At 42.7% G+C, this 23,270-nt stretch carries 23 protein-coding genes; 4 read left to right on the forward strand and 19 right to left on the reverse strand.

Annotated features, from left to right (window positions below; all coding sequences use genetic code 11):
- Positions 1–69 precede the first annotated feature (69 nt).
- Complete coding sequence (locus tag A0256_07130) at positions 70–435, forward strand: hypothetical protein (protein AMR31214.1); 366 nt, start codon at positions 70–72, stop codon at positions 433–435.
- 179 nt (positions 436–614) lie between these two features.
- Positions 615–995, forward strand: coding sequence for a hypothetical protein (locus tag A0256_07135; GenBank protein ID AMR31215.1), 381 nt, complete (start codon positions 615–617; stop codon positions 993–995).
- Here A0256_07135 and A0256_07140 read toward each other — a convergent pair.
- The 16 genes from A0256_07140 to A0256_07215 form a co-directional block, all read right to left on the reverse strand.
- Positions 952–1,284: a cysteine methyltransferase gene (locus A0256_07140; protein AMR31216.1), complete on the reverse strand. Its 333-nt coding sequence runs from the start codon at positions 1,282–1,284 to the stop codon at positions 952–954. The genes A0256_07135 and A0256_07140 overlap by 44 nt on opposite strands.
- A 5-nt stretch (positions 1,285–1,289) precedes the next feature.
- Complete coding sequence (locus A0256_07145; protein ID AMR31217.1) at positions 1,290–1,937, reverse strand: tRNA (guanine(46)-N(7))-methyltransferase; 648 nt, start codon at positions 1,935–1,937, stop codon at positions 1,290–1,292.
- A 136-nt stretch (positions 1,938–2,073) separates the two neighbouring features.
- Positions 2,074–2,556, reverse strand: a complete 483-nt coding sequence (locus tag A0256_07150) for a hypothetical protein (GenBank protein AMR31218.1) — start codon at positions 2,554–2,556, stop codon at positions 2,074–2,076.
- A gap of 2 nt (positions 2,557–2,558) precedes the next feature.
- Entirely contained in the window at positions 2,559–2,897 is a 339-nt protein-coding gene (locus A0256_07155) for a hypothetical protein (GenBank protein ID AMR31219.1), read from the reverse strand.
- Positions 2,898–2,944: 47 nt separating this feature from the next.
- Positions 2,945–3,211: a hypothetical protein gene (locus tag A0256_07160; protein AMR31220.1), complete on the reverse strand. Its 267-nt coding sequence runs from the start codon at positions 3,209–3,211 to the stop codon at positions 2,945–2,947.
- 116 nt (positions 3,212–3,327) lie between these two features.
- On the reverse strand, positions 3,328–4,371 hold the full coding sequence (locus tag A0256_07165; GenBank protein ID AMR31221.1) for an AI-2E family transporter: 1,044 nt from the start codon (positions 4,369–4,371) through the stop codon (positions 3,328–3,330).
- Positions 4,372–4,447: 76 nt separating this feature from the next.
- Positions 4,448–4,642: a hypothetical protein gene (locus A0256_07170; protein AMR31222.1), complete on the reverse strand. Its 195-nt coding sequence runs from the start codon at positions 4,640–4,642 to the stop codon at positions 4,448–4,450.
- Between the two features lie 24 nt (positions 4,643–4,666).
- A complete protein-coding gene (locus A0256_07175) occupies positions 4,667–6,097 on the reverse strand; it encodes a sigma-54-dependent Fis family transcriptional regulator (protein AMR31223.1) in 1,431 nt (476 codons plus the stop codon).
- Between the two features lie 193 nt (positions 6,098–6,290).
- Positions 6,291–7,073 (reverse strand): enoyl-CoA hydratase, encoded by a 783-nt coding sequence (locus A0256_07180; GenBank protein ID AMR31224.1) that lies wholly within the window; start codon positions 7,071–7,073, stop codon positions 6,291–6,293.
- Positions 7,074–7,082: 9 nt separating this feature from the next.
- On the reverse strand, positions 7,083–7,505 hold the full coding sequence (locus A0256_07185; GenBank protein AMR31225.1) for a methylmalonyl-CoA mutase: 423 nt from the start codon (positions 7,503–7,505) through the stop codon (positions 7,083–7,085).
- Positions 7,506–7,799: 294 nt separating this feature from the next.
- On the reverse strand, positions 7,800–8,966 hold the full coding sequence (locus A0256_07190; GenBank protein AMR31226.1) for a hypothetical protein: 1,167 nt from the start codon (positions 8,964–8,966) through the stop codon (positions 7,800–7,802).
- Between the two features lie 2 nt (positions 8,967–8,968).
- The gene (locus A0256_07195) at positions 8,969–11,455 is read right to left on the reverse strand and encodes a hypothetical protein (protein ID AMR31227.1); all 2,487 of its coding nucleotides are present in this window, start codon (positions 11,453–11,455) and stop codon (positions 8,969–8,971) included.
- 93 nt (positions 11,456–11,548) lie between these two features.
- Entirely contained in the window at positions 11,549–12,136 is a 588-nt protein-coding gene (locus A0256_07200; GenBank protein AMR31228.1) for a crossover junction endodeoxyribonuclease RuvC, read from the reverse strand.
- A gap of 22 nt (positions 12,137–12,158) precedes the next feature.
- Positions 12,159–12,797 (reverse strand): leucyl/phenylalanyl-tRNA--protein transferase, encoded by a 639-nt coding sequence (locus A0256_07205; protein ID AMR31229.1) that lies wholly within the window; start codon positions 12,795–12,797, stop codon positions 12,159–12,161.
- Positions 12,798–12,807: 10 nt separating this feature from the next.
- Positions 12,808–14,739, reverse strand: a complete 1,932-nt coding sequence (locus A0256_07210) for a hypothetical protein (protein ID AMR31230.1) — start codon at positions 14,737–14,739, stop codon at positions 12,808–12,810.
- Between the two features lie 7 nt (positions 14,740–14,746).
- The gene (locus tag A0256_07215; GenBank protein ID AMR31231.1) at positions 14,747–16,675 is read right to left on the reverse strand and encodes a hypothetical protein; all 1,929 of its coding nucleotides are present in this window, start codon (positions 16,673–16,675) and stop codon (positions 14,747–14,749) included.
- Positions 16,676–16,801: 126 nt separating this feature from the next.
- On the opposite strand from A0256_07215, the gene A0256_07220 reads away from it, so the two are divergent.
- Positions 16,802–18,184, forward strand: a complete 1,383-nt coding sequence (locus A0256_07220; GenBank protein AMR31232.1) for a hypothetical protein — start codon at positions 16,802–16,804, stop codon at positions 18,182–18,184.
- 88 nt (positions 18,185–18,272) lie between these two features.
- Entirely contained in the window at positions 18,273–19,472 is a 1,200-nt protein-coding gene (locus A0256_07225; protein ID AMR31233.1) for a twin-arginine translocation pathway signal, read from the forward strand.
- A gap of 12 nt (positions 19,473–19,484) precedes the next feature.
- On the opposite strand, the gene A0256_07230 is transcribed toward A0256_07225, so the two are convergent.
- From A0256_07230 to A0256_07240, 3 genes are all read right to left on the reverse strand, one after another.
- Complete coding sequence (locus A0256_07230) at positions 19,485–20,855, reverse strand: histidine--tRNA ligase (protein ID AMR31234.1); 1,371 nt, start codon at positions 20,853–20,855, stop codon at positions 19,485–19,487.
- Between the two features lie 196 nt (positions 20,856–21,051).
- The gene (locus A0256_07235; protein AMR31235.1) at positions 21,052–21,729 is read right to left on the reverse strand and encodes a hypothetical protein; all 678 of its coding nucleotides are present in this window, start codon (positions 21,727–21,729) and stop codon (positions 21,052–21,054) included.
- A 208-nt stretch (positions 21,730–21,937) separates the two neighbouring features.
- Complete coding sequence (locus A0256_07240; GenBank protein AMR31236.1) at positions 21,938–23,266, reverse strand: hypothetical protein; 1,329 nt, start codon at positions 23,264–23,266, stop codon at positions 21,938–21,940.
- Positions 23,267–23,270 lie beyond the last annotated feature (4 nt).

Consider the following 23,270-nt stretch of genomic DNA (forward strand, 5'->3'; position numbering starts at 1 on the left):
CTTGGTTTGGCGGCAACCGTGTCGTCTTACCGGGCGGGGGTGACTTATATATTTAAGAAATTTTAAATCATGATAACGTTTAAAAGAGTTGATCATTTCCACGTTTGTGTGTCACCAGAGTTATTAGAGGAGGCGCGGGCTTTTTATGGCGGTATACTTGGTCTTGAACAAATCTCCCGCCCGGATCATCTTTTTTCATCTCGTGGGTATTGGTTTAATATTGGGGATTCGCAGTTACATATTGGGGTGGAACCTGTATCACCACAATCCATCAGGCATACCGCCCTGGAGGTGCTTGACATAAGCGCCGCAGAATTGCATCTAAAAAACAATGGTATCCAAATACTGGAAGAGCCGGTTATACCCGGTAGAATCCGTTTTGCGTTTATAGATCCGTTTGGAAACAGAATGGAATTACTGCAAATAACTGCTTAAGTACTGGCTGAGGGGTGTGATTAAACCGCTCACTCTCGATAGATTTGCGTTGGTCGGGTTTTTGTGAAGATTTAATTTTAAGTGTTTATTCTGATGGAAATTCATCAGGCCCAAAACCAACTGACTGTTATTGCACGTGTTAAGTACTGATTTTGTTTATGAAGATACTTACTCCTTCCATGCATGGCCTCGCCGATTACCTGATCGTGCTGTTTCTTTGGTCGTCTCCTACACTTTTTGTATTGCCCGATGGCATATCCCGGTGCGTTTATATGCTGGGCTTTGCATTTTTGTTCTTTACGGTTTGTACCGATTCTACTTCAGGCATATTCCGGTTCTTTTCCATGCCGCTTCACGGATTGATAGAATTTGGAATAAGTATTATCCTGCTCATAATAAGCTATACTTTCTTTAACTACGATGAACGCTCCAAAAACTTTTTTATAACGCTGGCCGTGATACAGCTGGTACTATATATCGTTACCGATTATACATGGGTAGCCCACCCAAAACGAACTAGACGCCTAATTCAACTGCAGGATTCCAATACAGCTCTTTAAAGTTCTGTACCTGGTTATCTAAAACTGTAATTCCCTCACTAGTCAAAAGCTCTTCCATTGTATTGCCACCAAAGTGAAACTTCCCGGTAAGCAGCCCATGCCTGTTGACCACCCGGTGAGCAGGAACAGGCGGTTTAGCATTGCCGCAGGCCATCATGGCATATCCAACCATCCTGGATGATTGTTTAGAACCGAGGTATGCAGCTATGGCTCCGTAAGAGGTTACTCTGCCTTTTGGTATCAGCCTTACTACATCATATACATTATCGTAAAAAGTGTAGTCGGGCATGATCGTTAAAATGAGAATTTAAGATAGTTAATGTTTTTGTTATGTTGGAGGTATTTTTTCTCGTAATAGGTTTTAATGCAAAGTACTTCGTCTGCAAATTCGGATTTGTAAAGGTCCTCAGTTCTGGCAAAAAGCGCCAATTTATGCTCTTCGATCTTTTCTACAGTGTAAGCATGCAAATCGTCATTATCTGTTTTAAGATTCACAAAGCCACCGGGTCTCAAAAGTTCGCGGTATTTTACCAGGAAGCGGGGAGAGGTAAGGCGCTTTTTTTCGCGACTGAGCTGTGGCTGCGGATCCGGGAAGGTTATCCAGATCTCATCCACTTCTCCGGGGGCAAAATAATCAGTTAGGTTCTCTATCTGGATCCTTAAAAATGCTACGTTGGTTACGCTTTCTTCTACCGCAGTTTTTGCTCCGCGCCAAATACGGTTACCCTTATAATCAATACCAATAAAGTTTTTTTCAGGAAACATACGGGCAAGGTTCACGGTGTATTCACCTTTACCACAAGCTAGTTCCAGTATTACAGGATTGTCGTTTTTAAAGAAATCTTTTGCCCAAACACCTTTGTGAGGTTTTCCCTCATCAAGCTGCAACACATTTTCAAAAGTATCTATTTCCGCAAAGCGTTTTAATTTGTCTTTTCCCATTAATGGGCAAAATTAAAAAATTAATTGTGTAATTGCTTTTTTGGCCGATGGCTAGGAGATGAAAACAAAAAGGGACAGACCATTACGGCCCATCCCTTTGCAATCGTGTTTCACAACAGGATTAAGTTTTTATGTATTAGCCAGCGTAAGCTGGTGGTTCACCTTCGTGGTTTTCTGATGCGCCTTCTTTATAATATTTAGCGTATGCAGGAATGATTTCTTTATGCACATCTTTCTTTTTGGTAAACTTACCAAAGAGGGCCTTCGCCTTATCCCAAACACCCGTTACTGCATCTTCGCTAACATAATGCGATGCCTTTTGAGAAAGTATACCTACCAATGTTTTAACTAAAAAATTGGAGTTTCTGAAAAGTGTCTTGTTAAGTGTCATTGGCAATGCAATCCGTGATATCAACCCTAAAAAATCCTGGCTAAAAAAGCTGCCATGCTTTATGCCGTCAATTGTTGGAGATTTTGGGAATAAAGACATCGCAGTGGACATTACGGCCGACGGACTCGCAAAGCGCGCTTTTAGCGCTATCGACTGATGCGATTCCAGATTTTTCAACCGAGCTATTTCAACCTTCAGGTCGTCTATATTATGTACGATGATTTCCATGTTTATTTAAATAGCTTTCTTACTAATATGTTAACAATAGGCCGCTCAATGGGTTTTTTTGCAACAATTAAAATTACCGCAATTAAAAGGTACAGCAGGGCAACCGAGCCAAAACCTTTCCAATAGGAATGAAAAACATCTCCCAGGAATAAGGCCAACGTAAAGCTGGCGAATAGGAATGTTAATATCAGGGATATTACCACCACTAATTCAACCACTATATTGGCTATTATTGAGGTGCTGCGCTCAATGGCTTCCAGCTTTAAAAGCTTAAGGCGCGTTTCTACGTACTCTTTCGCTTGATCAATTATTGGGCGTGCTGCCTCTTTGTGTTGTTCCATATAAGTAGCTATGGCCGGGGGTGTTGATCACCCGCAACCGGTAAAATTTAAGCGTGCTCCAGGTCGTCCTGATATTCTTCTTCGGTAGACTTTACTTTACTTTTAATGTTATCTACTACCGTATCTTTCAGGCTTACTAATCTGTCAATTTCAGATGCTGCCGTTTCTTTAATCGTATCGCTCAAATTTTTTAACGAATCTGATAACTTGTCGCGGGTTTCTGTTCCTCTTTCCGGTGCGAATAAAATTCCAAGTGCCGCTCCTGCTGCTAGCCCTGCCAGCAACGCGACAACTACTTTAGTGTTATCGTTCATATTGTATTAATTTATAAGTTGAATATTTGTTTTATTAATTATTAAAATTATTCGTTTTATTGGTTTATATGGCGCTTTTTCTGGCTTGCTAATGTAACGCCCGAGTCCGTTAAATGTTACAGCTCGGGCCCCACTCTTATTCGCTCCAGCCTTTCCGCAGCTAATCGGTTAGTTTCATATATTTCCAGCAATAATAAGAAATAAGACAACAACACCGGACCAAAAACCAAGCCAAGTATTCCGAAAAGAGGTAACCCTATAAATACTCCTATTACGGAGATGATAGGGTGGGTGTTGCCAATGCGCTTGTTGATGATCACCCGCAATACATTATCCACATTTCCAATAAACAGTAAGCCGTAAGCCAGCAATAGCACCCCTTTGAAATTTTGCCCCGATGCAAAAAAGATAATACTTGCCGGGATACACATTGTTGGCGCACCAACAACGGGCAAAAACGACAGGAAAACACCGATCACTCCCCAGAAGATTGCGTCGGGTATCTGGAAGGCATAAAAGCCCATGGCTAGTAAAACGCCTTGGGTTATAGCAATGATGCCCTGGCCCAAAACATTTGAGTAAGTGGAATCGCGGAGGGCCTGTGCAAATTTTAAAGCGTGCTGTTCTCTAAACGGGGCGTATTTTAGTAGCCCGGTTTCAAACTCCCGCATTTGGGTAAACATAAAATACATCAAAAAGTACATCACCAATAGGGTGAGTATGATGCTTGCTGCACTGCCAAGCAGTGACGGAAACAAATCGGCCACATATGCACCCAGTTTCTGTAAGGTATCTTCAGCAAAATGTGGCTGGTTTAAATTTGACCCGGTAAAGGCATCTATCTTGGCCGTCCATTGGTCTATATGGATGGATTCTTTATTAATGCTTCCTATTTTACCGATCACCATAATGCTGAGCGAAAGGAACGGAATAACGATTACGATAAGGGATATGAAGATAATGATGAGCGCTGCGAAAGCTGTATTAAGCTTTTTACGCTCCACCATGTATAAATAAAAGGGCCTAAAGATGGTGAACAGTACTATTGCACCAAGTATGGAGCTGAAGAGTTCGCTAAGGGCGTACAACAAAAAACAGCCAAGCACAATAATGCTTACCAATACGATATTGTTGCGCTGTTTATAGTTGAAGATAGACATGCCCGTGAAAAGCCTTAGTTGTATAATATAAACAAATAAGTGAGAAATAGTTTTGGCAGTATGGCCGCTTTTGGGGTTATTTATCTTCCCGTATCACATTCAGCAGTTCGTCGATTTTTTGTGCCGACCGCAGCATGGTATCGATATATAGACCTATATCGCCGCCAATGTCGTCAACCTCATACCGCAAGCCTTCCAGAGCAAGGTGGATATTGGAAAGTTGATTCTTAATATCATGCTTCAGCATCTGTAGCGCCGGGGCATCAGGCATGCCTGAATTTAAATTTGCCATAACTTATTTAAGGTTGATCGCTTTCATTTTATTATAGAGCGTCTTCCTGTCGATATTAAGGATCTCGGCAGCCTTTGTTTTATTGAAGTTAACTTCGCGCAGCACCCGTAAGATCGTGTCATGCTCAGCACCCAAGGCCGCATTTTTTAGATCATGCTTCGCTGTTTCGCGCGTTTCGAAAACTGCAGGGGTAGCCTGCGCACTTTGGTAACTTGTAGCAGGTTCGTATCCGGTAACCTTAAAGTTAGAGATTTCCAGGGGCAGCGTCTTCATGGTTACTTCTGTACCCTCAGTTAACAACGTTGCGCGGCGTACTACATTTTTCAGCTCGCGAATGTTTCCCTGCCAGCGATAGTTCATAAAGCATTCAATCACTTCCGGCGCAAAGGTGGATACATTGCGGTCCAGTTCCTGGTTGGCAATTTTCAGGAAATGCTCGGCAAGCATCATTATGTCATTCCCCCTGTCGCGCAGCGGCGGCATATAAATACTAAACTCGTTAAAACGATGGTACAGGTCCTCGCGGAAACGGCCTTTAAGTATGCCATCCTGCAAGTTTTCGTTAGTAGCAATGATAATGCGTACGTCCAGATCGATCTCCCTGGTGCTGCCGATGCGTTTTACCTTACGTTCCTGAACGGTACGCAGTAAAGCCGCTTGTATGTCGTAAGATAAATTGCCTACTTCATCCAAAAAAAGGGTGCCGCCATTCGCCATTTCAAAGTGGCCGATCTTGGTGTACAGTGCTCCGGTAAACGAGCCTTTTTCGTGGCCGAAAAATTCGCTAGCCGCCAGTTCTTTAGTTAAAGAACCGCAATCCATTGCTATAAAAGGCTGGTTTGCACGTAAGCTGTTTAAATGGATGCTTTTAGCAACGGATTCCTTTCCGGTACCACTCTCTCCCAGGATTATAACGCTGTAGTTGGTAGGGGCAACAAGTTCTATTTGTTTAAGCAAATCTTTAGATGCACGGCTGGTGCCCGCAACAAACTCGCCTGAAAGAATCTGTTTTTTTACTTCTTTTTGAGGTTTTTCTGTGTTGAATTCGTTTTGAGCGATTTCCTCTAACGCATATTGGGTCTCGATGGCTTTGTTAATGGTAGTTAAGATCTCATCGGGATAAAGCGGTTTTGTGATGTAATCGAATGCGCCCATTTTGATCAGTTCCACGGCCATTTTTATGTCCGAGTAACCCGTAATGATAATTACCCCCGTTTTTGGATAAAGGGCTTTGATATTTTTAAGCATTTCCCGGCCATCGGTGTCTTCCAGCCTGAAATCACAAAGAACAAGATTATACGCTTTATTTTTAAGGTGCTCCATGCCATTGCTCCCGTTTGCAGCGGTATCCACTTCAAACCCATTGCGGGTTAAGAACTTGGATAGTAACAACCCAACATTCACTTCGTCATCAATGATGAGAATTTTCTTCATAGCAAAAATTACAGATTACAGGTAGCGTCTTGAGAATGTCAAGGTACAAATATTTGACAATTTTTAAGAATTATTTAAAATTGCCTAAAGAAATTTCTATTTCCTTAAGGGGTAAAACTTAGGCAGAAAGCCGGATCTTTTGATTCGGAAACTAAACGATACGTTTAAGGCTTTACTAACCTGTTTGCTTATATTACTTACCCTTAAAATCCGGCTTGCGTTTTTCCATAAAAGCAGCCACCCCCTCGGTAAAATCTTCCGTTGAAAAGCATTTACCAAATTCGGCTATCTCTACATCAAATCCGTTGATACCCTCAGTTGCGGAGGCATTCACCGCCCTTATGGCGGCAGCTAGCGCAAGTGGCGCACGGGTTAAAATTTTGGTAAGGATCTCTTCGGCTTTTAGTAATAGATCGGTTGGTGGTACAACATGGTTGACCAACCCCCATTGCTGCGCCTGCTGGGCGGTAATCATATCTGCAGTCATGATCAATTCCAGCGCTTTGCCGCGGCCCACTAATTGGGTTAACCGTTGCGTGCCACCATAACCTGGAATAAGACCAAGCGTAACCTCGGGCAAGCCCATTTTTGCATTATCACTTGCAATACGCAGGTGGCAGGCCATAGCAAGTTCCAAGCCCCCGCCAAGTGCAAACCCGTTAACAGCTGCTATAACAGGTTTGGTGCCATTGGCAATTACATCAAAAACCTGCTTTTGGCCGTTATTGGCTATTTTAGCTCCCCCGGCTGCATCTACACCAACAAATTCGGCAATGTCTGCTCCGGCAACAAAGGCTTTAGTGCCGGCGCCGGTGATGATCACTCCGCCAATGCTTTCATCGGTAAAGGCAGCAGTAAAAGCCTGGTGCAATTCATCAAGTGTTTGTTTGTTTAGGGCATTCAGCTTGCTTTCGCGGTTAATAATAATGTAGCGAATGCGGCTTTTGGTTTCTATAAGCAGGTTTTGGAAATCCATAGTAGAGATTTAAAAATTGCGGTTGGTGTGTACCCAGTTGGTTATGTATTTCACAATATCCTGCGTGCTGGTACCAGGGGGGAATAGCTCGCCAACACCAATCTTTTTCAATTCGGCCATGTCATCTGCCGGGATGATACCGCCACCCGTGAGTAATACATCGCTGATGCCTTTTTCTTTTATCAATGCCATTACCTTGGGGAAAACCGTCATGTGAGCGCCGGACAAGATGCTGATACCAATAGCATCCACATCTTCCTGCAGTGCGGTATTGACGACCATTTCGGGGGTTTGGCGTAGCCCGGTATAAATTACTTCCATACCGGCGTCGCGCAGTGTGGTGGCAATGATCCGGGCGCCGCGGTCATGCCCATCCAGGCCTACCTTAGCTACTAAAACACGAATGGGGCGGTTAAATTGGTTCTCGCTCATTTACAAACCGGGTTGGTTGGATGTAAAAGTAAGCAATTTGTTTTGTTTGCTTTCAAGGCTTAAATAACGGCTGTGGCCATTATTTTTCGATAACAATCAGCACCGTGCTTTGCCAATTAAAAGGGCGCAATAATGGCTAGAAAGCAAGAAACTGTGCCAAATATTTCAAAATGACACAGTTTCTTTTCATGTATTGTCTTAGGGTAAGTTTACGTTTTTATAGTTTCTTACTTCCGCCGCTTTACACCCGTATGTTAAGTTTTGGTTCTCCGCGGGTGACTCCACTATTTAAGATTAAGTAGTTCTCAATTGCCTCGTATGCGTTTTTCGGTGCGCAACTGTGCGCACTTTTTTGGTTTTACTTTTCTTGCGTTTACCCAGCCAGATAATAAATCCGGTTATTGGCAAACTGGCACAAATCAGGCTTACCAAAAAAGCAATGATCTTGCCCGGCAGGCCAATGATCTGGCCTACGTGGATATCGTAATTCATCTCATTCAATTTTAGTCCGGCGCTCTTTTTTTCGTACAGGTACGATTTTAGCAGTTTGCCATTGTACTTATCAAATTCAAAGCCGGTGGCGAAAGCATACCGCATAGATTTTGGGTAGGCTCCTACACCTATAGCGCCGGATGGCGCAGGATCGTTATGGATTAAAAACATCTCGGCATTTGGTGCCTGTTTGCGTGCGTAAGCAAAAGCCAGGTTTATTACCGGCTGTTTGGCAATACCTGCCCGTTGCAGCGAATCTGACTTTACTTCTTCAACTTCATTTTTAATATTCTTACCCAGGTTAGCGGCCAGGTAAATAGCTTTATTAACCGGCTCAAATGCGATAGCCAGGCCGGTTATGGCCAAAATAATAGCGATAGCGGTTGCATAAAAACCCAGCACGTTGTGCAAATCATAATTAACGCGGCGCCAGCGGCTTCCCCACTTAATGGTAAAGCTCCTTTTTCTGTCGGTTTTGCGTTTTGGCCACCATAGTATAATACCCGTAATCATCAGAACAATAAAGATAACAACAGATATGCCGACAATCCATTTACCGATAGCAGGGGGCAGCAACAGGTATAGGTGCAGGTATTCTACAACGATAAAAAAGTTAGTTTGCGGTTTTTCATGATAGGTTATTTTAGCAGTGTATGGGTCCAGAAATACATATTCGAATCCTTCTTTGCCTGTATTGGCCAATACGCTTGCTGGCCTTTCGGGGCCGTAATAGTAAATATAATCCGGGCTTGCTTTGGGGTATGCCGTTTTAACAGCAGCTACCAGTTCTGATGGCTGTACATAGGGTGTTCCGGGGTTATGCACGGTGCGATACTCATACAAGGCATCCTGGATCTCATCCTGAAAACAAAAGATGCAACCGGTAATACTCACTATAAACACCACTAGCCCGGAGATGAGTCCGAGCCAGCGGTGGCAAAAAAGCATTACACTTTTAAATTTGGTCATACTTATAACTTGTAAGTTGCACTCAGCACAAACTGGCGTAACCGCTGCGGGTTTATGGTGGTGTAACCTGTGTAGTAATGTTTGTCGGTTAGGTTATTTACCGCTAAGCCAAATCGGTATTTAGCTCTGTCGAAAAATAAATTGCTGTTTAACACAGTGTAAGATGGTAATTCAAAAGTACCCTGGCTTACGCTGTTGATGATTTTGTTTTTGCTGGCGTAGTTACCACCAAAACCAATACCTAAACCTTTAACCGCAGTTTCGGGCAAACGGTAGCTAACGTAGAAGTTGCCAAGGTATGGTGAGCCCGCCGTATTAGGGCGAAGTCCTAAAACATCTGGTGCGCCGGCAATAAATTTTGAATTGTTATAGGCAAAACCAGCTACTATGTTAACGGAAGATACAGGGTTGGCGATAAGTTCTGCTTCAAAACCTTTACTGAGTTGCGTACCGTCCTGGATTTGACCAAATACCGCGGAGTTTGGATCTGCGCGTAATACGTTGGTTACCCTAATTCGATAATAGCTTAGCGTACCGTTCAGTTTTCCATTGAATAAGCCCATTTTAACACCACCTTCTATCTGGTTAGCATTTTGCAGGTTGGCAACTAAGGGGTTTCCCTGGCCGTCATTATAAACCCCAGGGTTTAGGAATCCGTTTTGATAGTTGGCAAATAACGATAGCTTATCTTTCAAAGGTTGGTATATCAGTCCGAATTTTGGCGAAAACGCAGTTTGATTAAAAGGCTGGGTGGTTTGCTGCCCGGAATAACTGTAATTGCCTTTGTTCTCGTAACGGTCTACACGTGCGCCAACTGAGGCAATGAGTGTTTCAGTAAGGTTAATTACATCAGAAGCGTAAGCGCTGTAGGTATTGGTTTTATAGATATATGGATAAATATTAGCTGCAGAGACCGGGTTTGCCGCCACGGTAGCATCAACCAATTGTTTGTTAAATGAGCCATAATCATAAGTAGGATCGTTTATCGGCACAACGCCATAAGCATTTCCGTAAAATATTTGGTTGGAATTTTGGCGCTGAAAATCCAGGCCCACAACAAAACGGTGGCGGATTGTACCCGTGTTAAAATCGCCGTTAAAGTTTTCCTGAATCTCTATAGCACCCAATTTGCTGTTGGCGGTTGATTGATCATTACGGTAAATGTAGTTGTTCTCACCCGGAAGATCCGCTAATGTTTTATTTTCTGCGGCCGCTATGCTAATTGCTGTTGCATCATTTACCAGGTAATAATAGGGGCTTGCACCGTTGGAAAAGCTATTGGATGATGAAAATACAGTTTGTGAGGTAAATTTATCAGAGAATTTATACTTCGCCTCTGCAAAATAATTCAAGCTACGGCTGTAGGCTGTAACGTTATCATTTGAATACGCGTTTTTGTAGTCGATATTTAACTGGCTAACTGCTGTAACCCCCATCTGTTTTGGGCTGTTGTAAAAGAAAAAGAAAGGTTTAGCTGAATTACGGCCGTAGAACATTTCAGCTTCTAACAGGAACGACAGCTTGTCATTTGCTTTTATAGCCAGACTTGGTGCTGCTGTAAAATTGCGGCTTTTCCCATAATTCTGGAAACTGCCTTCATAATTGTATGCCGAGTTTAAACGGAACGCAACATTAGCGCTTAGTGGCGTATTTAAATCAATGCTGGTACGGTTGAGGTCGTAATTGCCAACGGTATGGCCAATTTCCAGGCCGAATGCGTCATAGGGCTTCTTGGTGACCCGGTTTATTAAGCCGCCAAATGATGTTAAAGTACTACCAAATAGGGTAGCCGACGGGCCCTTGATCACTTCCACTTTTTCGATGTTAACCGCATCTATACCGGCTGTAACCAAGCCTGCAATACCATTGCGCACACGGGTTTGTGTTACAAAACCACGCAGGGTAAAATAACCACCGCCGTCGCCGGCACGGCCGGTAGCGTCCCACATTTTTTGGATACCGGGCGCATTTCTTAATGCATCATCTACACTAAATACCTGTTGTTCTTTCAATAGCTCGCCGGTAACCGTTGTGTAGCTTTGAGCATTCTCCAGTTGAGTTAGCGGTATTTTGCCTGCGTCATTACTTATTTTGCTGGTAAAGCGGTTTGTGCGGCTTGCAATAACGTTTACTTCAACTAATTGAGATTGGCTTGCATTTACAGTTATGGTTGGGATGGTTATTGTTTCACCGGCAGTAACCATTACCGGTACTTCAACCCGCTGAACACCAACATAAGAGATAATTATTTTATAGGAGCCTGCAGGAGCGCGAAAAGAAAAATCGCCATTGTCTGTTGTAGTAGTACCATAAGTGGTGCCTTCCAGGCCGATTGATACGTTAGATGCCGGTTCGTTTTTTGAAGCTATTACACGGCCTTTGATAGTGCCGCGTGTTTGTTGAGCAAATATGGTTGAAGGGGCTATAAGAATAAGCAGCGTTAATGCCGCAGGTAATAATTGTGTAAGGAGGAGTTGAAATTTCTTCATGTTTATTAAGACTTATTATAAATAATGCGTCAAAAGTACACGAAGATGACTGTTTATCCAAATTATTTAGAAAGATTATAAATAAATAGTCATTTATTTTGCAGAACCCTTTACCCGCGAGCCGTTATCCTTTACAAAAGTCTCCCATCCCGAATAAGATTTTTTGCTTTTTCCTGATGACGTTGTCGGTATACGCTGAAAGGAATGGCAAACTGCAACAGCAAGCCCATCGGTGGCATCTAAAAAATCGGGTGTCTCGGTAAATTTTAACAGCGTTTGCAGCATAGCAGCAACTTGTTCCTTTGTGGCATTACCGTTGCCGGTGATAGATTGCTTTATTTTACGGGGCGCATACTCAGTTATGACAATATTGCGTGAGAGCGCTGCGGCGATGGCCATCCCCTGGGCACGCCCCAGTTTCAGCATTACCTGGATGTTTTTACCATAAAAAGGGGCTTCGATGGCAAGGCAATCCGGTTTGTAATTATCAATCAGAGCAACGGTTTTTTCGAAGATGCGCTGGAGCTTCAGCATATGATCATCTATCTTCTCCATTTTCACTACGCCCAGGCTGATCAACTCTATTTTCGGTCCTTTTTCCAGCACAAGTCCGTAACCCATCACGGCTGTACCAGGGTCAATCCCTAAAATTATACGCTCTTTATTGTTTAGCTGCTCCATCAATTGCCAGCAAAACTAAGGTTTACGCAATGGTTTTGTGCAGGATGCCGATATATTGTTGACGCGAAATCATTTCGGCACCCATACTAGCCAGGTGTTCCGTGTAAACCTGACAATCTATCAGGTCATACAACCCGGTGTTGCACAGCCAAATGAGTGCTGTTTTTGAGGCGTTGCTTACCTTGCTAAACATACTTTCCCCACAAAATACCCGGCCGACTTTTACACCATATAAGCCTCCGACTAACCTATCTCCTTGCCACACCTCAACCGAATGTGCATAACCCTGTTTCTGCAATTCAATGTAAGCCGCCTTCATTTCGGCTGTAATCCAGGTGCCATCCTGGCCTTCTCGCGGCGCTGTAGAACAGGCAGTAATTACGTCGCCAAAACGCTGGTTTGTGGTGATCCTGAATGTATCTCCCCGCAAAACTTTGCGCATGGATTTTGAGATTTGCAATTTACCGGGGAAGAGTACAAACCGTTCGTGCGGGGAAAACCATAGGATGGGGTCGTCATCGCTATACCACGGAAAGATCCCGCTGGCGTAGGCCAGCAGCAGGCGATCGGTACAAAGGTCGCCCCCTATTGCCAGCAGGCCATCCTCCTCGGCGAGGGCAGGTTCCGGAAACAGTATACGTTCATCAAGCTGGAAGATCATCGGGGCAAATTTATGCCTTCTTACGAATCACCAGTTTTTTATTTTGTGCTTTTGCAATATTATCCATGTATTGCTGCATTTCGGTGTATTTACCAGCAGGCACCTTTTGGGTGGTTAAATTGAATTTGGCAGTACTGATAATTTGATTTTTAGCAGCATCAAACACATAATTGACCTCGTAGTTTCCGTAACTGAATTTCAAGCTTTGGTTTACCGGGAGCGTTTCAACCTCAAAGCCGGCAGGAAGATCGATGGTAGTTGTGCAGGATTTCTGCATAGGCTGGTCAAAGTAAAAATCGGTTTTTCTGTTCTCTAAAGTCGGCAGTGTTAATTTCCAAAGATCAAAAAGCCGTGGCCGGTAGAATTGCTTGCTCCCCGACGCCACTTCACAAAACTTATCATATTCCACATTTAGATCCAGTTCTCTAATCCCGTCTTTATCCTGGCCGGGTACTAATTCAAGGGTAGAGGGTTGTTTCATATTGAGCGTTTTTATCAGCATTTCTTTTTGCTGATCCGTTTTCAATGACGCCATACTTACATAATCGCCCCTATACTCACCGGTGCTTAATATTTTTACAAGTGCTTTAGCACTTCCGTCAGTATTTAAAATTAAATGTACTTCGCTATTAAATTGATTATCACTGTAATTGCTTCTTGGCGTATTAATCAATTTGCCGCCAGTTTCAGTCACCAACAACGCATTACGGTTCTCCGTAAAGCTTCCTAATTTACCAAATGGTTTATTGTTATTAGTGCACTCCAGCCAGGTTGTATCTCCTTTAAAGGGTATGCACAATATAACATGGTTAAAAGGATCGGTTGGGAAGGCTGCATCGGCCGGTTCTTCATTTACACCAGCCCTAACCATAGCATAATACGACGGAATGTTCACCGCTTTTAAAAGTGCATACATATAATTGGATAGCGCCTTACAATCACCATATTTTTTTTCATCTACGAAAGTCGCAGGGAAAGGTTTCAATCCCCCAATGCCCAGCTGGATGCTTACGTACCGCACGTTTTGTTGCATGTACTCATACAAAAACTTAGCTTTCTCCTTATCGGTACTTATAGCCGCAGTCATCCGTTGAATTTCCGCAACCCGCGCCGGGCTTAACGTGCATACATCATTATTTAAAATTTGCTGCCACTTGCCATAATTTTCCCAGGTACTGAAGTCGCCTGGGATGCCATCAAATTTGAATTGATTGGTTGCAAACATAACCTTCGGGAAGACCTGCCAGTTCAATGCATCGTCTTCCGGCTTAAGCGCCTTTAAGTTGGCTACTTTCCAGCTATACTTTTCCAAATTGCCCTCGGTTGTTTTCTCGGGTTTAATATTGGTGTTTTTGTTTTTATATCTAAAGCCAACTAACGGGTCTGCAATTACAGTATATTCAGCATTTTGTACAGAACGTTCGGGGTGAAGAATGTTCCATTCGCCTAAATCGAGATAACTATTTAGGCCGGTTTCATAAGTAACTTCGATAGTTGCCGGGTACGATGCCACGGTGTGGTTTAATATAAGCAAGCGATAGTCCATAATGGTCGACATACCATCGGCAGCAGCCCGATCATACATATCGCCCTTTTTGTACTTTTTTATTTGTAACCCCGCCGCGTTATAAACAATCATTTCTGCACTGTTTACCGTATTAAAGTTTTTATCATAAGATAATATTAGCTCTGCTTCGTCATCCCCTTTCTCGTTCAAAATGGTGACGATGCTATGGTGTTTTTTAATGGCTTTTCCCGGTCCTTTTACAATGATTTCATCAAAAGAATAACGCACCACTGCGTTTGCTTCCTCCTTTAGTGAGTCGGGTATATTAGATGCCAGGTAAATTTCCTTTGCTATTTTTTTATCTTGCGCTAAAACAGTACTTAAAAATGATGTTGTAAGGAACACCAGGTATAGCAGCTCTTTTTTAAATTTCATGGTGTGACTACGATTTTTTAAGAACTACCGGTTCATTTAACATTTCATACATCTTCTTAAAAAATTCATGAAATTCGGCGTAATCTTCTTTGAAAAATATCGATTTTTTCCGCTCAATAATGTACCTCACTGATAGACTACCATCTTGTTCACCCAGAATTCGTTTGAAGGAAATACTGGCATCGGGCATTGTCATAGAGATGCTTTTTGGGAGCGACTCTACCTTAAAACCAGCCGGTAGTTTATAAATCCCTATCAGCGAATAATTGTTGCTGTAGCCAAAGTCGATATCACTGGAGCGGCTGGTTTTTAAAAACGGACTAGTTTTTGAAACGCCCAAGACGTTTGGATTAAAATAGATGTAATTGTCGTCTGATCCGGTAAGTTCAAGGTTGAAATCAACTATTTCTTTAAGAGGCAGCGTATCAATATCCATGTTTTCAAATTTGATAGACGAGATTTTAAGATTGCTGTTATCATCCTTCAGGTAGTCTATATATTTTTTTTCTCCATCAGTTTTATATCTCTCTACTGCATTCATCCTTTTGTAGGCAAAATCAACAACATTAGCAATACCTGTAACTTTGCTATCCGGCTTTATTTCGGCATTTACCATGATTACCTGTCTTACAGGTGTTGTATTTTGCAGGAATAACATGTCATAAGCTTTATCATCCTTATTAAGGCAAAGGCCGAAAGTATTAAGCAGGTTGGTAGGCACCTGGTTGTACAGATTGTATTTGTTGCTTGCATCAAGCACGTACGAGCGGGTACTATCCACCGGTACATAAGCTACGAGGCTGTTAAATTTATAAGAGTTGGGATAGGCTGGGTTTACCTTTCCATTGCCCCGGGTGCTTACGATCATAGGATAAACTTTAACTCCAGATTTTTTTAGCAAGTGGCAAACAATCATATTCAGTTCACCAGAATTTCCCGTCTTCTTTTCCCAAGCCCGGTACACGCCATCATAGGAAGATTTGCGGTAAGCGTTGTTCCATTTCATTGCGTTTTTCACCTCGCCGAATACAAATGCAATTTTTTCATCATTACTGGCAAGCGTTTTAGCTTTAGCGATTATAGCTTCTTCGCCGTTAAGCTTTTTACCCAATTGAGTGCCCAGGTATTCGCTCTCCATTAGGCCTTCTCCAACCTTTAACCAGGTTGCAGAAAAATTCTGCGAATAGACAGCTGAACTGCCGGTATAGCTAAGTAGTTGAAAAAGAATGCGTTCGCAATTATCCTCACGGGAGGTCATAAACGGCTCATCCGGTATGGAAGGTATATTTTCCATTGCCCTTGTATGCGTACCGGAGTTATCCTCTTTATCGATAGTGTAGGGCTGAAAACGGCTTTCGAGGTTTTTATAATATAGTTCATTTGGAACAGTTGTTTTTAAAATACTGTACCGATTGGGTAAATTGCTTTGGAAATACCAATCCGGGAAATCAAAAGGGCTATTGGCCGTTATCGTGTATTTAAATTCTAATACTGATCCTGGCTGCACATTAGGAAAAGAAAAAACGAGGGCAGATCGGTCATCATCTACCACTTCAGTGAATATCTGTTTTTTGTCAACCTTTATTATTTCAATATTACCATTGTTTAAGTTTATAGTTTGAGCCTGCAAACCTGTAATAGATTGGGCCCGCCCGCCGCTGAAATACTCCAGACGGATATCTCCCTCCTCTTTGGCGTTGACGTTGAATATTTTAATACGTTTGTGTATTTCTGTAATAACCTGATAAGAAGTAGTTAAGAAAACATTGGCTTTATCAAATAATACCATCGCGTTCGCGTCCTTTTCAAAATCGCATGATTTTAATTCTAGGTCAGCTTTATCGATTTTACCAAATGGTTGTACGAGCAATGGCGTCTGCGCTTTCAGTATAATTGAAAACAGGCAGGCGAGGGCGAGGCAAAAAAACTTGTGCATAATGCAATTGAATAAGGTTTCACGAATATAATTGCCGGAATTCAAATTGTTGCCTTTTTGGTTAAATATTTTAAATTAAAACCTTAGTTAATTAAACCCAACAACTCACATCCAGTCAAACCCGGTATGGGGAGCAACTTGAAACATATCAGGCATTTGTATGCAAGGGCGGGGTTTGGGCTCCGCTTTGAAGATCTTAGGCAGGTAGAGGGGCTTTCTGTCAAACAAGCGGTGGATCTGCTATTGGCCCAAGCTGACCGGGTTGACGATGCCTCTATTATTGCGGGCAACATTAATTACAAAGATTTTCTGATGGCCAATGAGGGCACAAAGAAGATGTTTTTGCAGGAACAGCGCCAGCAGGAAAAGGCATTGAATATTGATTGGGTTAATAAAATGAGTACCAGTAATGCGCAGCTGCGCGAGCGGATGACCCTTTTTTGGCACAATCACTTTGCCTGCCGTACCCAAAATGCCTGGTATGCCCAGCAACTTAATAATATTCAGCGCAAACATGCTTTAGGGAACTTTAAAACACTTCTGCTGGAGGTATCTAAATCGCCGGCAATGTTGCAGTTTCTCAATAATCAACAGAACCAAAAGAATCATCCGAATGAGAATTTTGCGCGGGAGCTGATGGAGCTTTTTACCATTGGTCGGGAAAATTACACCGAAAGTGATGTAAAGGAATCTGCCCGGGCTTTTACAGGCTGGGGATTTACCAAAGATGGCGAGTTTAAAGCGCGGCCTGCGCTGCATGATGCCGGAAACAAAACATTCCTTAGCCAAACCGGCAATTTTGCGGGGGAGGATATCATTAATATACTGCTGGATAAAAAGGAAACTGCCCGTTTTATTTGCAATAAACTTTACAAAAACTTTGTAAATGAAACGCCCAGCGCCGTTCATGTTAATGCGATGGCTGATGTATTTTATAGCAGCAAATACGAGATAAAGCCACTGCTTACCTACCTGTTTAATGCAGATTGGTTTTATGAGGAGAAAAATATCGGCAACCTCATTAAGTCGCCGGTGGAATTTATTGTTGGGCTAAACCGGCAATTTTATATCACCTATCAAAACCCTGATGTAGTATTGCAGTTTGAGCGCGCACTGGGACAGGTACTTTTTTATCCACCCAATGTTGCAGGCTGGCCGGGTGGCCGCAATTGGATAGACAGCTCATCGCTGATGTATCGCTTAAAAATCCCGTCTACGGTATTGAACGGAGGGGTGATTGATTTTAGCGGGAAGGTAGACCCGGAAGACGAGGCCTTTATTGCCACCACCCGCAAGCAGAAAGAAGCTGTAACAACTAAAGTGCAGGCAACGGTAGACTGGGATAGGTTTACTGCCAATATCCCGGCAAAGGCCAGCCCGCTAGCTATTGCGCAAACTATTTTAAACACCGGACTAAGTGCCGGTTTAACAAACCTGATTAACAAAAGTACGGATACAAAAGCAATGGTGATAGAACTGGTCTCCACGCCTGAATATCAGCTTTGCTAGATAGTTAGTGAAGGACTGGATGAGTGATTTACTGAATTAGTAGTCACCCGAAGCCACAAATTGTCAATCACTAAATCAATAATTAACTATGAAAAGGCGAGATTTTTTAAGAAATTCAGCATTGGCCTCGGGGGCATTCTTGATCCCATCGTTCCTGAAACCGTTGGAGGCAATGGCTATAAATAATCTGTCGGGCCACAAAAACCTGGTGATCATACAGCTATCCGGTGGTAACGACGGATTGAATACTATTGTACCTTATGCCAATGATATCTATTATCAAAAACGGCAAACCATTGCTATTAAACAGCCTGATATTATAAAGCTGACGGATTTGCAGGGCCTTAACCCCAACCTTGGCGCATTAAAAGAAATTTATGACCAGGGTTGGATGAGCGTGATCAATTCAGTAGGGTACCCTAACCCGGATCGCTCTCATTTTCGCTCCATGGATATCTGGCAAACCGGCAGCGACGCCAACCAATTTTTAACCACCGGCTGGATAGGCCGATACCTCGATTCTAACTGCAGCACCTGCCAGCATCCCTATACCGCAATCGAAGTGGACGATACCCTATCGCTGGCCATGAAAGGGGGTAAAATGAAGGGTATAGCTGTAGAAGACCCCGGCAAGCTATACCAGGCAACCCGCAACCCTTATTTTAAGCAGTTGATCAACGAACACGCCCATTCGAATTTTAATGAAGATAACCTGGGTTACCTGTATAAAACCATGATTGAGACCAATGCATCGGCAGAGTATATCCAGCAGACCTCTAAAACATATACCACTAACTCGCAGTACCCGCAAACGCCTTTTGCCAACCAGCTAAAAACGGTTGCCAAATTCATCAATTCGGGGTTAAAAACAAGGGTGTATTATGTATCGTTAAGTGGTTTTGATACGCACACCACGCAGCAAAACCAACAGGGCCGCCAGTTGAAGATTTACGGTGATGCGGTGGCTGCTTTTGTAAAAGACCTTAAGCAAGCCGGCAAACTGGATGATACGCTGGTGATGACATTCTCTGAATTTGGCCGCAGGGTAGAGCAAAATGCCAGCAACGGCACAGATCACGGTACGGCAAACAACGTAATGATATTTGGGGGCAAATTGAAAAAACAGGGGATTTACAACAATGCGCCAAACCTTTCGCAATTGGATAACGGCGATTTGAAATACGAAATTGACTTTAGGGATGTGTATGCCACCCTGCTTGATAAATGGCTGGATGTTAATAACAGCCAGGTGCTTAATAAAAATTTTTCGGGCCTGGGTTTTGTGTAATCAGGCATTAAATTAAATCATTCTGCTGACGATATCTGCGGCCGATAATTTTTCTTGTTCACCGCTTTCCATGTTTTTAAAAGAAAGCAGGCCGGTTTGCATTTCGTCACTGCCTATCAATACTGCGTAAGGGATGTGTTTGCTGTTAGCATAATCCATTTGTTTTTTAACCTTGGCTCCGGCGGGATATAATTCTGCATTTATATCATGATCACGTAGCTGTTGCAGTAAAGGCAACGCATAGGTTTCGGCCGGGGTATCAAAGCAAATGAGCAATACTTGCGTGCTTTGCTCTGCCGATGCAGGGAACAAGTTCAATTCTTCCAATACATCATAAATACGGTCCGCGCCAAAGGAGATGCCTGCACCGGTTAATCCGTTTAACCCAAACATGCCGGTTAGGTCGTCATAACGGCCTCCTCCGCCGATGCTACCCATAGCTACCTCGTTGGTCTTCACCTCGAATATTGCACCTGTATAATAATTTAAGCCGCGGGCCAGGGTTATATCCAGCTCTATGGTTGCTTTTTTTAGCGGTGTGTAGCTGAGGTAATTAAATACAGTTTCCAGTTCATTACAACCCTGCAGGCCAATTTCTGAAGATTGTAATGCCAGGCGCAATTTTTCTAGTTTCTCTGAATTACTACCTTCCAGCAAAATAACAGGCTTTAGTTTATCGATATCGGCATCGGTGAAACCACGCTCCAATAGTTCTTTGGTAACACCATCCAGTCCTATTTTATCCAGCTTATCAATAGCAACGGTCAGGTCAATTATGCTATCGTATTTATCTATAACCTGGGCTATACCAGATAGTATTTTTCTATTATTAATTTTTATTGTAAAGTCTTTTAAGCCGAGCAGACTCAGGGCTTCATCATAGATCATTATAAATTCTGCCTCGTTTAATAATGAGGCTGACCCTACCACATCGGCATCGCACTGATAAAATTCGCGGTACCTGCCTTTCTGCGGGCGATCCGCACGCCATACCGGCTGCACCTGGAATCGTTTGAACGGGAAAGTTATTTCGTTTTGATGTTGTACCACGTAGCGTGCGAAAGGCACCGTAAGATCGTACCGGAGGGCCTTTTCGGAAATGGAACTCGTAAGCAGGTTGGAATTACGTTCAGTTAATTGTTGTTCGTTCGCTTTCGCTAAATAATCGCCGCTATTTAATACTTTAAAAATAAGCTTATCGCCCTCATCACCGTATTTGCCTGTTAAAGTGCTCAGGTTCTCCATGGTAGGCGTTTCTATTTGCTGATACCCATATTTGCGGAACACGCCTTTAATGGTATCGAAGATAAAATTACGTTTAGCCATTTCGGCCGGGGAGAAGTCACGGGTGCCCTTAGGTACAGATGGTTTGATGGATGCCATGCCGCAAATGTACAAAAAATCAGGCCTTCGCTAATCTTCTCCGGAATTGAGGCCTTTAAAAAAACATCACTTATAGCTGGCTATGCCTAGCGGTATTGTACTTACATTTTTTTAGAGAGCGGGAGGTTTATAAAAAACAAACCCTCTTGCTTTTGGCAAGAGGGCTGCTGAAACTATTAATCGATCTTATTAAAGACTATTGAGTAGAACGTGCCTGATTTTTCATTTGCTCGTTTGCTACAATTACAATTTCCACCCGGCGGTTTTGTGCACGGCCTGTTTCGGTTGTGTTGTCACCTATTGGCTCAGACTCACCTTTGCCTGAAGTTGTCAAACGTGAATTGGCAACATTTCCGGCGGCAATGAATGCTTTTACTGATTCAGCTCTACGCAAAGAAAGCGTCATGTTGCTGGCATCAGTACCAACGTTATCGGTGTGGCCAACGATCAAAATATTCGTCTGTGGGTTATTTACCAAAGATGTTGAAAGATTTTGCAGGTTGGTACGGGCTTCACCTTTAAGGTCTGACTTACCGGTATCGAACAAGATGCCTGAATCGAACTTTACAAGGATACCTTCGCCTTCGCGGATAACAGTTGCACCCGGTACAGTTTGTTTTATTTCGGCAGCTTGCCTGTCCATATTACGGCCAATGAATGCTCCGGCTGTACCACCAACTGCTCCACCAATTATTGCACCTAATGCAGTATTACCGGCTGCTTTTCCTATAAGCGCACCAACTGTACCACCGGCACCTGCACCTATAGCTGCACCTTTTTGAGTTTTCGTTAACGAATTACAGCTGGTTGCGAATAAACCTACTGTCGCAATTGCAATACTGAATGTTGCTATTTTTAGTTTTAGAGTCTTCATGATTTTACCTTGATATATATAACGGACTATTTGCAAAGTGAGTGCCAAAGGTGTAAACTAAATTATATGTGAAATAGTTGGCCGATTATCGAGTGAAATACAACTTTGGCAACAATTTTTTAATGATTACGAAAAGCGGCCAATAATGGCCAGGTATGGTATATTCAAATGCATTTTGTGTGACCGTTATTTAGGACAAAGATTGTTGCTAAGATCTTATGAGTCGGGCTGGAATGATGATAGAGAAGGTGCTCCCTTTATCTTTTTCAGAACGTACGTTAATTTCGATATTGTGAAAAACGGCGATGGATTTAACTATTGGAAGCCCAAGTCCGAAACTATCCTGCGTAAGTGATTGCTTAATTTTTTTAAACCGGCGAAAGATGTACGGCAGTTCTTCTTCTGATATTCCGATTCCGGTGTCGTTGATATTGATCTGGTAGTAGTCTTTCACTAATTCACCAGTGATCATGATGCGGCCATTAGCTTTATTGTACTTAATAGCATTGTTTACCAAGTTAAACAAGAGGTTGAAAAGCAGGAATTTGTTTACGTTGATGAGCGTTATATCTTGCGCTAGTGCCAGTTCATAACTGATGTTTTTATCCTGTAACCTGATGGAGATTTCCTCATACAGATCCTGGAGTAAATAGTTCAACGAAATTTCGTCTTCTTTTAAAAACTGCTCATTTTCTATCTGTGAGATCAATAGCAATGTTTTGGTGATGCTTTTTAAGCGGTTGAGGATCCTTTGCATCTCCAGCATTCTTACCTTCAACTCGTCGGCTATGTCTTCCTGCTCAAACAAGTTTTCAATTTTAGATTGCAGAATGGAGATGGGCGTCATCAATTCATGTGATGCGTTGGAAATAAACTCGCGTTCTTTTTGAAAGGCCAGTTCTATCTGCGCAATCATCCGGTGGATACTTAGATCCAGATGCCGAAAATCTGATGTGCTTGTTTTTACCTGGTTGTATGTAGTAAAACTCGGGAATTTGGTACCGACCAGTTTGGTTTTAATAATCCGGCTCAGTGGCGCAAGTATATAGTTAGAGTATACGAGGTCGGCCAGGATGGTGAGCAAGATCATCCCTAAGAGGATAAGAAAGGCGATAGTTTGCAGCGGGCCTGTGGTGTCATTTATTGTTTCGGTGCTTTTCCCTATCTCCAATAGGTAGTTTCGCTTGCCGGCTTTAAAAGTATGGCTGAGGATGCGGTAATCAATGGTGTCGCGCTCAACCGAACGGCGGTCATTATAAATTGTATCGGCAAAGTAGTCTGGTTCTACTTCGTCCAGGCTAATGTATTCCTCTTTAAGCGGTAAATAGCTACCATAGCTTTCACCATCTGCTATATAGTTTTTTATGCCCTTTTCTTTTACTATTTGTAAAAGTTTGTCACGTTGTTTAATGAGGCGGCTATCTGTGTAACTTTTATTGATGCTTTCTATTACCGATGGCAGCAGCAGTACGAAAAGGGTTACGATAACCAGTTTCGACAGGGCATTAAACAGCGTAAGTTTGGTTTTAAGTTTCAAATAC

The sequence above is a fragment of the Mucilaginibacter sp. PAMC 26640 genome (assembly GCA_001596135.1).
Classification (GTDB): Bacteria; Bacteroidota; Bacteroidia; order Sphingobacteriales; family Sphingobacteriaceae; genus Mucilaginibacter.